The organism is Methylocystis sp. JR02, assembly GCF_030063565.1.
GTDB lineage: Bacteria > Pseudomonadota > Alphaproteobacteria > Rhizobiales > Beijerinckiaceae > Methylocystis > Methylocystis iwaonis.
Window position 1 is genome coordinate 112,076 of sequence record NZ_JASIRC010000002.1, and the last position, 13,707, is coordinate 125,782.

At 63.2% G+C, this 13,707-nt stretch carries 13 protein-coding genes; 6 read left to right on the top strand and 7 right to left on the bottom strand.

Annotation, left to right across the window (positions count from 1 at the left end; all coding sequences use genetic code 11):
- Positions 1 to 147 precede the first annotated feature (147 nt).
- Positions 148 to 1,989, bottom strand: coding sequence for a CHASE2 domain-containing protein (locus QNA11_RS18890; protein ID WP_283484329.1), 1,842 nt, complete (start codon positions 1,987 to 1,989; stop codon positions 148 to 150).
- Positions 1,990 to 2,027: 38 nt separating this feature from the next.
- A complete protein-coding gene (locus QNA11_RS18895; protein WP_283484330.1) occupies positions 2,028 to 5,693 on the bottom strand; it encodes a FecR domain-containing protein in 3,666 nt (1,221 codons plus the stop codon).
- Between the two features lie 636 nt (positions 5,694 to 6,329).
- Between QNA11_RS18895 and QNA11_RS18900 the strand changes: the two genes are divergently transcribed.
- Positions 6,330 to 6,665 carry an antitoxin Xre/MbcA/ParS toxin-binding domain-containing protein gene (locus QNA11_RS18900; RefSeq protein ID WP_202073323.1) on the top strand — a complete coding sequence of 112 codons (336 nt, stop codon included), beginning with the start codon at positions 6,330 to 6,332 and terminating at the stop codon, positions 6,663 to 6,665.
- Complete coding sequence (locus tag QNA11_RS18905; protein WP_283484331.1) at positions 6,662 to 7,180, top strand: RES family NAD+ phosphorylase; 519 nt, start codon at positions 6,662 to 6,664, stop codon at positions 7,178 to 7,180. The genes QNA11_RS18900 and QNA11_RS18905 overlap by 4 nt, the downstream gene beginning before the upstream one ends.
- Positions 7,181 to 7,214: 34 nt before the next feature.
- On the opposite strand, the gene QNA11_RS18910 is transcribed toward QNA11_RS18905, so the two are convergent.
- Positions 7,215 to 8,426, bottom strand: a complete 1,212-nt coding sequence (locus tag QNA11_RS18910) for an aminotransferase class V-fold PLP-dependent enzyme (RefSeq protein WP_283484332.1) — start codon at positions 8,424 to 8,426, stop codon at positions 7,215 to 7,217.
- Positions 8,426 to 9,277, bottom strand: a complete 852-nt coding sequence (locus tag QNA11_RS18915; RefSeq protein WP_283484333.1) for a tryptophan 2,3-dioxygenase — start codon at positions 9,275 to 9,277, stop codon at positions 8,426 to 8,428. The genes QNA11_RS18910 and QNA11_RS18915 overlap by 1 nt, the downstream gene beginning before the upstream one ends.
- A 205-nt stretch (positions 9,278 to 9,482) precedes the next feature.
- On the opposite strand from QNA11_RS18915, the gene QNA11_RS20790 reads away from it, so the two are divergent.
- Positions 9,483 to 9,848, top strand: coding sequence for a (2Fe-2S) ferredoxin domain-containing protein (locus tag QNA11_RS20790; protein WP_330085104.1), 366 nt, complete (start codon positions 9,483 to 9,485; stop codon positions 9,846 to 9,848).
- A 37-nt stretch (positions 9,849 to 9,885) separates the two neighbouring features.
- Positions 9,886 to 10,011, top strand: a complete 126-nt coding sequence (locus QNA11_RS20795; RefSeq protein WP_502867572.1) for a hypothetical protein — start codon at positions 9,886 to 9,888, stop codon at positions 10,009 to 10,011.
- Positions 10,012 to 10,230: 219 nt separating this feature from the next.
- Here QNA11_RS20795 and QNA11_RS18925 read toward each other — a convergent pair whose 3' ends face one another.
- On the bottom strand, positions 10,231 to 10,890 hold the full coding sequence (locus QNA11_RS18925) for a carbonic anhydrase (RefSeq protein WP_202073129.1): 660 nt from the start codon (positions 10,888 to 10,890) through the stop codon (positions 10,231 to 10,233).
- 145 nt (positions 10,891 to 11,035) lie between these two features.
- Here QNA11_RS18925 and QNA11_RS18930 point away from each other — a divergent pair, with 145 nt between their 5' ends.
- Both QNA11_RS18930 and QNA11_RS18935 read left to right on the top strand, forming a co-directional pair.
- Complete coding sequence (locus QNA11_RS18930; RefSeq protein ID WP_283484335.1) at positions 11,036 to 12,592, top strand: SulP family inorganic anion transporter; 1,557 nt, start codon at positions 11,036 to 11,038, stop codon at positions 12,590 to 12,592.
- Positions 12,593 to 12,614: 22 nt separating this feature from the next.
- Entirely contained in the window at positions 12,615 to 13,070 is a 456-nt protein-coding gene (locus QNA11_RS18935) for an MgtC/SapB family protein (RefSeq protein WP_283484336.1), read from the top strand.
- A gap of 16 nt (positions 13,071 to 13,086) precedes the next feature.
- Here the strand turns inward: QNA11_RS18935 and QNA11_RS18940 are convergent, their stop codons facing one another.
- Positions 13,087 to 13,317, bottom strand: coding sequence for a DUF4142 domain-containing protein (locus tag QNA11_RS18940; protein ID WP_283484337.1), 231 nt, complete (start codon positions 13,315 to 13,317; stop codon positions 13,087 to 13,089).
- A complete protein-coding gene (locus tag QNA11_RS20800; protein WP_502867573.1) occupies positions 13,283 to 13,693 on the bottom strand; it encodes a DUF4142 domain-containing protein in 411 nt (136 codons plus the stop codon). The genes QNA11_RS18940 and QNA11_RS20800 overlap by 35 nt, the downstream gene beginning before the upstream one ends.
- Positions 13,694 to 13,707: the final 14 nt, after the last annotated feature.

A 13,707-nucleotide genomic window follows, 5' to 3' on the forward strand; every position in this document is an offset into this window, starting at 1 on the left:
AGGCCTTCCCTCGGGCGTTAACCTGTGTGCTAATGCACATGAGACGCGCTGGCGGGACTCCGCCTCGAAGAACCATTCGGGTTCGACAGAGACTCTAGCTAATATGACTCGCAGAGCGTGGCGCTGGCGCTGAAGCACGACTCTGCGTCATGGCGTTTCAGGTGTCTGCTCTAATATCGTCGCAGATGTTTCGCGCCTTTCCGAGACGGCGAAAACGGGAAGCTTTTCGCTTCTGCCTCTCACGGCGATATGCGCGAGCTTCTGCACATCATACCGATCCGAGACCCTCTCCGCGGTTTCCGGTCCGACGATGACGCCGACGCCGAACTCTTTCGTCAGGCCCTCTAGTCGGGAGGCCAGATTCACTGTGTCGCCAAGCACAGAGTAGTCGTAGCGCCAGCGCGACCCGATGTTGCCCACCACGCATACCCCCGTGCTGACCCCTACCCCGACGGCGAGGGGCACATGGGTCGGGTCTTCGGCCGCAAGCTGCGTATTGAGGCGTGCGACCGTCTCTCCCATTCGAACGGCTGTGGCGACGGCGGCGTGGGGGTGGTCAGCGACAGGGACCGGGGCGTTCCAGAACGCCATCACGCAATCGCCCATGTATTTGTCGATGGTGCCGCGCGTCGCCAGCACTTCGGCGGAGAGCGCGTCCAGCAGTCGGTTGATGATCGTCATGAGCTTGATCGGATCATCTTTGAGACGCTCGGACAGGCCTGTGAAACCGCGCACGTCGCAAAACAAAACGGTGATCTCTCGCCGCTCGCCGCCGAGCTGGAGCGCTTTCGGGTCTTTCATCAACTCTTCGACGAGCGCCGGCGCGACGTAGCGCGCGAAGGCGTTGGAGATCTGCGCGCGCAGACGCCGCTCGCGCGCATAATCGAAGCCCACGCGCGCCCCGTAAGCGCCCACGACGGCCAGGGCCGGAGCGACCGGGGCAAGCCATAAGCGCCCATAGCGGAGCAGCAGATAGCTTCCAATGATCACAGCAACAACCATCAGAGCTGGCTCGGCCGCCTGACGAAGGGCCGTCTGCCCCGTGCGAAAGCCTGCGCCGATCCACGCTGAGAAAAACACAGCGAGACTCAACACGCTTTGGCTCACCGGCGTCGTCCACAGGCGGTAACTCAGATTGTCGAGAATTGCCGCGTGCAGCTCGATGCCCGCGGTCATCGTGGCGTCATGGATCGTGAAGGGCGTCTGGAACGCGTCCGTCGCGCTGCTGTCCGTCGCGGGCGCCGCCTTGAGGCTGAGGCCAACGAGCACCGTGCGGTCTTTGAAAAACCCGGCGGGGAGGAAGCGTTTCGGATCGAGCGCCTGATAATAGGAGACGGTCGGATAGGTTCTGGCGCCGCCGAAGAACTGTAGCAAAGCGCCGGGTGGGCTTTTCTTCGCCGTCTCGCCGCGCGCGCTCAGGACGGCTTCGACGAAGCTTTCCTCGATGGGCGGCGCCCGCCGCATCACGCCGTCCCCGTCGAGGTTCACAGAAGTGTCGCCGGATCTGGCGCCGCCAGCCAGCAGCATCGGAAGAGGGTTCACGCGAGAGACCTGCGTGCCCTGATCCATGTGGATGACGTCTTGAACGGCGGCAAGCACATTGTCCGGGCCGAGCGCCTGCGCCAACACCACATCGTCCTCCGGATCGGCCGGTTCCGCGAAAAGGACGTCTAGCGCCACGACGCGTGCGCCCGCCGCGCGTAGCTGTTTCACAAGGCGCGCATGGAGCGCGCGCGGCCAAGGCCAGCGCGCTCCGACCTCGGCGAAGGAGGGTTCGTCGATCGCGACAATGACTGCGCCTGGCGCCGGCGGCCTCGCCGGCCAGAGAGTCGAAAGCAGGTCGTACGCCCGCGCCTCGGCGAACTGCAGGTCGGCGCGCGCATGCAGCGCCGAGAGGAGAACGGCGATGAAAATGGCCAGCAGCAATCCACGGCGCGATGGATGCGCGCGGGCCCATGCGTTCATGACGCGCGAAAACATGTCGCCCATGCGGGCGCGGGCTCCCGACAGACGCGCTCCGCCGAGCATCAGAAGCGGACTCTCACGCTTGCGGCGAGGGTGCGCCGTTCACCGGCAACAGCCTCGCTCTGAGCGCGCGCCGCCCATTGATCATATCGCCTGTCGAACAGGTTGAGCACCGAGAAGCCGAAGAGGAAACGGCGGTCCTGCGTTTCGAAGCTCGCGCTCAGATCGGTGGTCCACAACGGCTTGAGCTCGACTCCTCCCGGCGCGTCGAAGCGTCGGCCAATGTAGTTCTGGACGACGCTGAAACGAAGGCGGCTCGGGTGGACGAAGGTCAGACCAGCCCGGCCGAAGCGCTTGGGGATGTAAGGTACGTCCACGGTGTCGCCGTTGACGTCGGTTGTCCGCGAGCGGGCGAGACCGACCGCGCCGAACACGCCGACGCCATGCGTGAGCCAGAGGTTGGCGCTCGCGCTCAGAGTATCGAGGCGCGCTTTGGCGAGGTCGAAGGTCTCGAGCGTGTCGGGAACCCCTACCCTAAGCCCAGAGGCGCGCTGGCGCTGGTATTCCACCGAAGTGAAAATCTGTGATGTCCATTCGGCGTCGTAACGGAGCGCCGCCGTCTCCTTGCGCCCGGCGAGCAGGAGCGGGATACTGTTCGGGACGAGACCAAGCGTCGCGACCGGCGCCAGCGAGAAGCTGCTCGGCAGTTCTGTGTCGCGTCGCCAGGCCGCCCGCAACCACTGGCCGTCAATGGGCGCGAAGCCGACGCCAACGCGTGGATTGACCCTTGTTTCGACCGATGTGCTGCTCGTATCCAGTCGGACGGCTTCGAGGCCAGCCTCCGCCTGAAAATTGTCGATCGGCTGCCAGGTGGCGAACGAATAGATCCGGCCGGCGGTGAAATTGACGCTGGCCGCATTGTTCACCAATTGGGTCGCCTGAGTGTCGAAGGCAGGAATGGTCAGCCTCAGGAAATCGTTCTCGGCGGCGCGCGAGCGGCCAGTCTGCACTTCAACGCCGCTACGCAACGTAAGGTCGCCCACGCCGAACAAGTGGCTCGCGGCGGCTGTCAGCGTATCGGTTTCGACCCTGCGTCTCACTTGCGTCTCGAGAGTCATCGGAAATAGGTTGAAAAACGGGTCGAGCAGGGCGGAGATAGCAAAGCGGCGGTCTCGAAGCTCGGTGCGCGTTCCGACGACCGCCATGTTCAGCACGTCTCGATAGCCGAAGGTGTGGCTGTAGCCCGCGCCAGCTTGGCCCGTGCGAATTTTGCGCCGATCTTCGTCCGCGAGAGTGATCGCCGGCGAGATCAGGTCCGGCTCGACGGCGCTCGCGGCGCTCCAGAACAGGAACCGGTCTGCGGCGTTCGGCGCCATGCCAACAAAGATACTTGCGTTCTGCGCTTTCTCGCCGCCGGGATAGCGGTCGGCGCGATCCATTGCGCGAGTCTGCGAGGCGCTGATAGAGACGGCGGTCGGAACCGGGTCGTTGGCGAACGCTTGCGCCGACGCCTCGCTCCACCAGCCGCCTGATCCGCCCCGGTTGATCCACGACCCGCCGATCTCGACGTCGAGAAACGGGCGTCTCAGCAAGTCGATGCGCCCAAGCCGGCTGGAAACCGCCAAGGGATCGAGCAGAAGTCCCTGGATAACGAAATTCCCGGCAACGTCGGCGTGCTCAGCGCCATTGAGCTCATCGAGGGTGGATAAAGTGAAGAAAGGCCGTGTTCGGCGGGCGGCCGAATAATCGAAGTAACTGACCGCCGTGAAAGGATCGGCGACGCGATCGGTGTAGAAGCGCGCCCACTCGTCGAGCCCCAGGAGCCGATATGCGTCACCCAGATAGCTTCCTCCCGTGCGGGTGGCGGCCAGGGCGGAGAAAAACCCGCCCCGGTTACGATAGCGGCGCACGGCCTCGCGGGCGTTGAGAATCGCCGCGTCCGCGTCACGCTGGTCGATGGCGATCGCGGTGCGCGCGATAGAGGTGACGGGATCGTTCTTATCCAGGCGGTCGGCGTTGTCGAAGGCCTGGGCGGCGACCTGGAGGTCTCCAGACTGGTATTGGACGATGGCGGTCATCAAGAGCGCTTGCGCCGAAGCGGGATTGGCCGCGCTTCCCGCCAGCACATATTCCAGCGCCTTGGTCATGTCGCCGGTCTGGAGGTAATAACGGCCTTTCGCCGTGTAGGCTGCGTCGAGGGACGGGTCGAGTTCGAGCGCCCTGTCGATCAATTGCCCCGCCTCCCGCACGCGGCTCTGATCCAGCAGCACGGTCGCGAGATTCGCGTAGGGGACCGGGTTATAGGGATCTTCCGCGATCCCCCGACGATAGGCGGCCTCGGCCTCGAGGTTCGCGTCGCGCGCATATTCCGCCAGCCCGAGCGCATTCCAGACGCTGCTCGAACCCGGCGCGAGACGGGCGGCTTCGGTCAGGTCGCGAACCGCGCCATCTAGGTCGTTATCGATCAATCCTTTGAGCGAGCCTGAGGCGTACAGCGCCTCTGCGCTTGTCGGGTCGATCGCGCGCAGTTGCTCGACCATCGCGCGCAGCGCGCTGCGCCGATCCATAAGCACGGCAATCTCGGATGACAAAAGAACCGTTCTGAGGTCGCGCGGATGCTTCTTCGTCGCCAGATCGAGGATCGCCTGAGCGTCGCCGATGGTTTTACCGAATGCGGTTACATAGGCCGCGCAGAAGCTTTGATTGGCGTCGCCGGCTTTGGGCCAGGGCAGCAGCTTCTTGGGATTCGCCAGCGTCGCCGCCGCGAAATATCCGCACTCGGCCTCCTCCCGACGCGGCCCGCTCAGAGAGCGCGCCGCGCGTGCGAAAAGCGCCGCGGCTTCGGCGTAGCGCTTCTCCGAGCCGGCGACGATCGCCTCGACAAGATCGAGCCTTGCTCGCAGAGCGCCGACCGAGCCGCCGCCCTCTGGACCTTCCAAGCGCCGGTGTGCTTCCGCGATTGCGTGCTGAAGCGTCTCGCGTCGGTCGATGTTGACGCCGGTTTCGGCTATGCGCAGCCAGTCCTCCGCCGTTCTCGAGGCGGGGGGAATGGCGGTTAGACGGGCCAGCTCGGCCTGACGCCGACTGCCTTGCAGCGGCGACGCCAAAAGCTGACGGAACAAATCGCGCAGCTCCACATAGAACAACATCTGCTCGCGGTCGTCGGAGCGTACGAGGACCGTCTTCGTGGGCTTCTCGCCGATGCGGGCGCTCGCCGCCTCCCCCTGGCGCACTATCACCGATCCCTGCGGATTGGAGAGCTCGATCTCCCCTTCCATGACGACGAGCGCCGTGCGGTCGCCCTGGACGTTGAGCGACCAGTCGGTGCCGCGGATGGCCGCGGCTGCGGCCGGCGTGTTGACCTTGACGCCGGAGCCCCCGCGGGAGGCCCGGGCCCAAACCGCGCCCCCCGGAAGCGTGAGTTCGGTCGTTCCTTGTTCCGGGCTCGACGCGATGGCGTTGACGACGAGGGTCGACTGGCGGCCGAGACGAATTGTCGTCTGGTCGGCAAAGGTGATTCCCAAAGCGCCGAGTTCGCCGGTCTTCAGCGTGTCGCCGCCGAGGACATCCTGCGTAACCACGGCGGGACGCCAATGTCCTTCGCGCAGGATCCGCAGCTCTTCGCCGCCCTTGGCGGACACGATCACGCCGGCGCGCGGCGGCGGTCGGGGGAACGGTTCCTGGGCGTAAGCGACCTGGCTCCACAAAACGCCTAAGACAATCGACAAGCAGAAAAACCGACGCAATAGACCCCCCTTATGCGAAAAGCCTTTTAATCCGGAAGCCGCACACGGTTATGCCTTAGCGCGATATCTTGCCACGCTCCAGGCGAGATCGAAACGCCCAGTTCCGCTCACGCTATAGCTTAAAGGGGAAAGCCGAGACCGAATCCAGGAGGTATTTTTCCAGAAATTCGGGCGGAATTTCCATATATCAGCGGGATTAATAGTCGGCCGGACGAACGGCCGGCTATACGCAACAGCAATTCATCGATGAGCCACTTGGACCGTCAGGCGTCTCCGCAGGCGAAAAAATCTGTGGGTACCTTTCGCGGCAGAGGGGCTTCAACGGCGATATGGCGAAATCAGTTGGCCCAGGGATTGACCGTCTCGCCTTTACTGCTCAGCTTGCCCTCTTGGCGCGATTAGCTTCGCCGAGCCGAAAAACCCTGTGCCCCAATTGCGCCGGCCCCTTTATGCCCTATAATACGCCCTCTAAATCAGGCAAAATAGCTTCCAATGGCCGCTCCCAAATCCCGCGCAACAACAACCAAGACAACAGCGTCCGTCCGTCGCAAGTCACGGCCAAAGGCCGCGGCCGATTTTCCAGCCGGGCTGGAGCCCGCGCCCTTGGTTGCGGACCTTATGAATCACCGGGGCTTGGTCACCGTGGATAAAGTCGCGACGACATTCGGCATGTCGAAGGGACAAATCGCCGAAACCGTCGGATTGAGCCGGGAGGCGTTCTACAAGCTCGCCCGGTTGGAGGCGCCCAAGACCCAGTCCCGTCTCAAGGAAATGCTCGAGATCGTCTCGCGCGTCTCGGATTGGGCAGGCGGCAAGGAGCAGGCGATGGCCTGGTATCGCGCCCAGCCGATCGCCGCTTTCGGCGGGCGCACGGCAGAGTCTCTGGTGAAGGACGGGCAAGCCGGCGCGCTACGCGATTACCTCGATCATATCGCGCAAGGCGGCTTTGCTTGAGATTTCAGGCGACCTGCTACAGGGCGCATGATCCGCGTTGGTCTTTTGCTCCGCTCTCGGGGGCAGGCGCCGCGATACGCGGGGCGCGCTTCAACCCGAAAGGCGCGCCGGCGCTCTATCTCGCGCTCACGATCATGACAGCCGTCAAGGAGATCAACCAAGGCTTCGCGCACAAGATCGAACCCTGCGTGCTCTGCTCATACGACATCGACTGCGAAGATGTGGTCGATCTTCGAACCGAAGATAACCGCAAAACTGCTGGCGTCTTTCTGGACGATATGGCCTGCGCCTGGTTCTCTGACATTTCGCAGGGGCGGGAGCCGGCTTCTTGGCGGGTCGCTCAGCGGCTCATAAATGCCGGCGCTGCGGGCATCCTCGTCCCGAGCTTCGCGCCGGGAGCCAGCGAGACTGACCAAAACCTTGTTTTGTGGAAATGGGGCGAGCATCTCCCCCACAAAGTTTCTGTCTACGATCCCAGCGGCCGCCTGCCAAAAGATCGGCTCTCCTGGAAATGATCCATTTGCCTAATGGCAATCTCGTAGGCCCGCGTCATTTCGAGCAAGCGGAAAGCTCGCGGCTGATAAGCCGCGCCGCGTCTTCGATTTCTTGAGGCTTGGTCAGAACATCCGGACAGAGCCGTAAAATGTCGCCGCGCGCATCGCAGACGACGCCCGCCTCCTCGAGCCTGCGCGCGCAGTCCCCGGCTTGTGGCGTGCGGATCGCGAGGAAGGCGCCGCGTGGCGCGCCGGGATGTAGAGTCTCGACCCCATTTGCGGCAAGCAGGTCTTGGAGCCGCGCGCAGTGCGCGAGCGAATGGGCGCGCAGCCGCTCGACGCCGATCGCGCGTGTGAGTTCGAGACCGGCGCGCGCCTGATAAAAGGGCGCGATGGCCGGTGTGGACTCGAGCCAGCCGTCGCCGCCGGCCGCTACGCGCGCTTCCTCCGCCCGGGTGAAGTTGAAAGGCTCTGGGCGCGCGAACCAGCCCGTGTCCAAGGTGCGCATCGTCGCGAGCCGTCGCGGATGCGCATAGAGCCAAGCGGCGCCCGGCCCGCCGCGCAAATATTTGTAGGAACCACCGATGGCGAAATCAACGTCGAGGCTTTGAACATCGACCGGCAGAGCGCCGGCGGCGTGGTAGAGGTCGACGAGAACGCAAGCCCCCTGCTCTCGCGCCGCATGCACGATCGCCCCCGCACCCTGCAACCACTGCCCGGTGTCGTAAAAAACGAGAGAAAAAACGACGAGATCGGGCTTTTGCCCCAGCCCGTCGATGAAGTCCACTTCCCGGTACAGCCGGTTCGCGTGCGGCGCGATCCATTGCAGTTCGACGCGTCCGCGCCCGGCGAAGCTTTTGAGCACGAAGTCAATCGAATCGAATTCGCTGCGCGTCGTCAGCACGCGGATCGGCCTGTCGAAACAGTTCAGCACCGCCCGCAGCCCCTGGCCGGCGCTCGTTTTCGGAACAATGCATCCCGATTCCGGCGCATTGATCAAAGCGCCCACATTGGCCCGAAAAGCGCCTACCTCTGCGAGCCATTCTTCCCAGGCGCCGTCGAGATTGTCATACCAGGCAGCCGTATAGCGCTCGAGGTCCGCCTGCATCCTGTCGAGCGGACGCCCGAGAGAATGGTTCGCGAGATAAATTGTGCCCGGATTCGTTCCGAGCACACGGGAAAATAGCGGATCGACGCAGCGGCGCAGCGATGCGTCCTGTAGAGGTCCCGGCCCGAGAGCGGCCACGGCAGTCGTGATGTCATCCATCACGCCGATCCGATCCGTGTGCGAACATCGAGCAGTTCGGGGAAGAAGACATAGTCGACGATCCGCCGCAGGAAGGCGACGCCTGACGAGCCTCCGGTTCCTTTCTTGAAGCCGATGATGCGTTCCACTGTTTTGACGTGCCGGAAGCGCCAGAGCTGGAACAGCTCGTCTATGTCGATAAGCTTTTCGCACAAGGCGTAGACCGGCCAATGGGCGGAAGGCTCCGCATAGATGCGCTCGAACACCGGCACGAGGGCCGGATTGCGCACATAGGGCGCGCTCCAGTCCCGGCTAAGACAGGATTGAGGCACCGCGTGGCCATGCCTCGCCAGATAGCGCTGAAATTCGTCGTAAAGGCTCGGGCTTTCGAGCTCTCGGCAAAGCTCCTCGCAGATTTTTGGGTCATGCGCAAAAAGCTGGAGAACATCCTTCTGCTTATTGCCAAGAATGAATTCGACGGCGCGATACTGGTAAGATTGCAGGCCCGACGCCGGCCCGAGCATGGGGCGGAATTTGGCGTAATCGCTTGGCGTCAGCGTTTCGAGCACCGACCATTGATCGAAGAGCTGCCGCTCGATGCACTTCACGCGAGAAAGAATTTTCTCGCAGGGGTCGAGCGTGTCGCGCATGATGGCGCTGCGGGCGGCGCGCAGCTCATGCAAGATGAGCTTGAACCATAGCTCCGCCACCTGATGCTGAATGATGAACAGCATTTCGTCGTGCTCGGCGCTGAGCGGGCGCTGAGCGCTCAATAAGGTGCCGAGCTTCAAATAATCCGCATAGGTCATACGCCCAGCAAGGTCGCGATCGATCTGGTCTTCGAGTGGACGGACCGGCTGTGTCTCTGTCATCGTCATGGCTCAGCAGTGACTGCCTCAAAGCGTCGGGCCCCGGGACGCCAGGCCTAATCGCTCGCATGACTCCATTCGAGCGGAAGCGCGCTAGACAACGGCTATTGCGCTCATGAGGGCATATGTAATAGCCACTCCAAGGTTGGTCGATTGCATATGCAAAACCGAGAAGGCGCCTAATCGCCATAACAGCCGAAAGCCAAGCATGTTCGCCGAAGCAAGAAAAAAAGCCGCCAAATTAGGTCTCGACGCGACGCGCCGTCACATTTTCCTCTGCGTGAAATGCAGCCAGCAGGCCTGTTGCAGCGACGAACTGGCCGCCCGGTCCTGGGACCATCTCAAGAAAAGGCTGAAGGAGCTCGGCCTGAGCGAGGCTGGTGGCGTCCAGCGCACCAAAGCGGACTGCCTCCGAATTTGTTCTAGCGGGCCTGTTGCGGTCGTCTATCCAGAGGGCGTCTGGTACGGGCGATGCACTCCAGAGAACCTCGATAAGATTATCGAAGAGCACCTTGTTGGCGGCACGGTCGTCGACGCGCTGCGTATTGCCGGGCCAATGGCTGCGTTTTCTTGAGGCTCGCGCGGAGCTCGCCGAGACAAAGGCGGGCGCTGTGACTTCCTGGCTGGCGCCTTGGGTCTCGCCCGATTTGAAGATCGGCGTATTGGTGGAAAGCGGCGTCACGGAGATGACGAGCCATTTCATGCGCGCCGAATGGGTTTTGATCAGAATGCGCTGACCCGCGCGAGCGTAGAAAACATCTTCATGCGTCTGCCAGCCCTGCAGCGTCCCACGCACATGGATCGGCAAGTGACCATAATGATGCCTTTTCTCGACGGCGAACGCCGGAGACGCCCAGAGAGCGAAAAGGGCAGCCGCGAGAAGACCCGCCTTCATTCTAACGATCCTCTCTCCTCTGCCCTTGTCTGCCGATGATTCCATGCGGGCGGAAAGCGCGCTAGACGCTGCGCGCGGCGGGCGGCGCGGCGCCCTCCCCGTCTCGGTGCAAGGTGAGCGGCCCGAACTGACGGGCTTGCGGATCGTAGCCGAAGACCTCGCCCGTCTCGATCTTGTAGACCCAGCCGTGCAGATTGAGATTACCCTGCGCAAGGCCGGAGGCGACGACCGGATGTGTGCGCAGATTCTCGAGCTGCATCAGCACGTTTTCCTGAACGGCGACGTTGAGCAGGCGCGTCGGATCGGCTTCTGGATATTTGTCGCGCAGGATCCGCCGCGTCGACTCGGCGTTGGCAAGCCAATTCGTGAGCGCGGGGAATCGCGCAGGCGGCGGCGGATCGAGGATCGCCTCCACGGCGCCGCAATGGGAATGGCCGCAGACGACGATGTCTCGCACGCCGATCGCCGCTACTGCGAACTCGATCGTCGCCGCCTCGCCGCTGTGAGGATTATAGGGCGGCACGAAATTGCCGGCGTTGCGCATGATAAAAAGCTCGCCTGGCGCTGTCTGGGTGAGAAGATTGGGATCGATGCGCGAATCCGCGCAGGTGATGAACATGGTTTCGGGCCTCTGGCCAAGCGCCAGGCGCTCGAACAGCGCGCGCTGCGAGCCAAAGATTTCACTCTGGAAATGATGGAGACCCTCGACAAGCCGCTGCATCGCCTTCTCCTTACCGGGGTTCCTAAAAAGATGACGGCCTTCGGAGTGAATTCAAGCAAGCGGCCCGCGCTTTCGGCGCCGCTGGGCTGGTAGAACGAGGCGCTCCCATTATTTCTCCTCGGAAACATTCGAGGAGAAGACGCTGATGGAGTCACTGAAGGCGCCGCTTGCGCGAACATTCGGACACGATCTTTTCGCCTCCATCGTCGTCTTTCTGGTGGCGCTGCCGCTTTCAATGGGCATCGCAATTGCCTCCGGCGTGCCCATGGAAAAGGCTGCGCCGGTGGGTCTGGTGACGGCGATCGTCGGCGGCCTGGTTGTTGGGCCGCTGTCCGGCAGCCCCTTGCAAGTGAGCGGCCCCGCCGCGGGCTTGACCGTTATGGTCGCCGCATTCATTCAGAAATTCGGCTTCGAAGCGCTCGGGATCATTGTTGCGATCGGCGGATCGATCCAGGTTCTTGCCGGGCTTTTCCGGCTGGGTCCCGTGTTTCGCGCCGTGTCCCCGGCGCTCATTCAAGGGATGCTCGCGGGCATCGGCGTGCTGATTTTCGCCTCGCAATTTCACGTCATGGTCGACGACGCGCCGCCGGGCACGGGCCAGGAATTCGGCGGCGTGATCAATCTGTGGTTCATCCCCGAAGCGGTGTTCAAAGGGATTACCGTAGCTGAGCATCGACCCGCCGCGATTATCGGCCTTCTGACGATCACGATCGTCGCCTTATGGTCTGTTCTCGCGCCGAAAGCGCTGAGGCTCGTGCCGGCGGCGCTGCTCGGCGTCGTCGCCGCCACCGCGGCTGCGGCCATATTCGATCTCGACATGAGGCGCGTGCCCGTGCCGGAGAGCCTGCTCGACGCGGCGCGTGCGCCGAGCCTCGCCGATCTCGACGCCTTGCGCGACATTGGCGTCTGGCTCGCCGGTCTGTCACTCGCCTTCGTCGCCAGCGCCGAATCGCTGCTCACCGCCACGGCGGCAGATTCACTCCAGCGCCATGCCGAGCGCACGCGTTACAGCCGTGAGCTCGTCGCGCAGGGGACAGGCAATATTCTGTGCGGCTTCTTGAACGTCTTGCCGCTGACCGGCGTTATCGTGCGCACATCCGCCAACATCATGGCGGGCGGGCGCACGCGCCTTTCGGCTTTCCTCCATGGGGCCTGGATGCTGCTCTTCGTGCTGCTGCTGCCGCAACTGCTCAGCATGATTCCAATCGCCGCCCTCGCCGCCATTCTCGTTTACACCGGCGTGAAGCTCGTGAAGGTGGACTTCGCTACGGATCTCTGGAGACAGGATCGCATCGAGGCGCTCGTCTTCGGCGTCACTTTCGCGGGCGTCGTTGGATTCGATCTTCTGACAGGCATATTGCTCGGCATCGGCGTATCGCTGGCGAGGCTCGTCTACACTTTCTCTCATCTCGACATTCGAGTCGAAAAGGACGAAGCTTCACGCGTCGCGCATGTGTTTCTCGACGGCGCCGCGACCTTTATCCGTCTGCCGAGGTTCGCGGGCGTCTTCGAGAAGATTCCGGCGGGCTATGACGCGCATATTCATCTGAGCGGACTCACTTATATCGACCACGCCTGCCTGACGATGCTCATGGACTGGGGCGAGAATTTCGAAGCGGCGGGCGGCCGCCTCCATCTCGACTGGGACGTCGTGCACCGGCTCTTCGAAGAAAAGGCTTGGCGCCCGGCGAATGCGACCTGAGCGCGACGCGAGGAATGCAGCAGTGGACCGCTTCCAGATCCTTCCGCATCTCGCCGCGCTCGGCGCGGCCTATGTCCTCGCCCTGCCGATCGGATGGGATCGGGAAAAGGAAGACCGCAGCGCTGGGCTGAGAACCTTCCCGCTCGTGGCGATCGCGTCTTGTGGCATCATTCTGGCCGCGGACTCGATCCTCGTGAATTCGCCCGAAGGGGTTGCGCGCATCGTCGAGGGAGTCGTCACCGGCATCGGCTTCATCGGCGGCGGCGCGATCCTCAAGACTGGCGCCTCGGTTCATGGGACGGCGACGGCTGCAAGCCTTTGGGCGACGGGCGCGGTCGGAGTCGCCGTCGCACTCGGAAGCTACGACGTTGCGGTCGCCATCGCGACCTTGACCTTCGTGACGCTGAAGCTCATCACGCCCTTCAAGGTGGGAGAAGAGACAGAAGACTCGCGGGCCAAGCGAGACGTCGGGACCTGATTTTTCCTGTTCAGCGCTATTGCGAGCCCGTTCCCACCGCCGCCGCAGCCGCATATGTCTGGATCTGACGCAGATGCTGCATAACGGTCGGCAAGACCTCTGAAGCGAGGCCCTTGAGCGCCGGGTTCAGACCGGACCCGATCTCATAGGACAAAAGCTGCGCAGCCTTTTGATGTTCGGCGAGCTGATACGTCCAGAAGCGCCTGTCGAAGTCAGGACCGCTCGCGCTCCGCAACTCGTCCAGCATAAGCGGCGCGCTCCTTGTCGAGAGCCGCAGGCGCAGACACGCCGGCGTCCCTCGCAATGGCGGCGAGCCGCTCGCCCAACGCTGCGTGATCTTTCGTCATACGCTCGCTGAATTGCGCGACCGCAGCGTCCGCGCGTTTTTGTCCGCCGAGCTGCGCGACTTCAGCTCCGGCCATGCGGTTCGTCGCCGCCGCGCGCAGGAAAAACCTGTCCGCGTCGTTGAACGAGCTGGCTTCGCGCGTCGCTATTGCGTTTCCTTTCGCACTGGGCGGCGGCGCCAAGGCGGGATTTCCTGCGCCTGTCCGCCTGTCTGGCGCTTGCGCGAGAGCCGGCCAAGCCAAAGCGACGAGAATGAACGGTAAATAGCATATGTGCATGCTGAGGCCCTTTC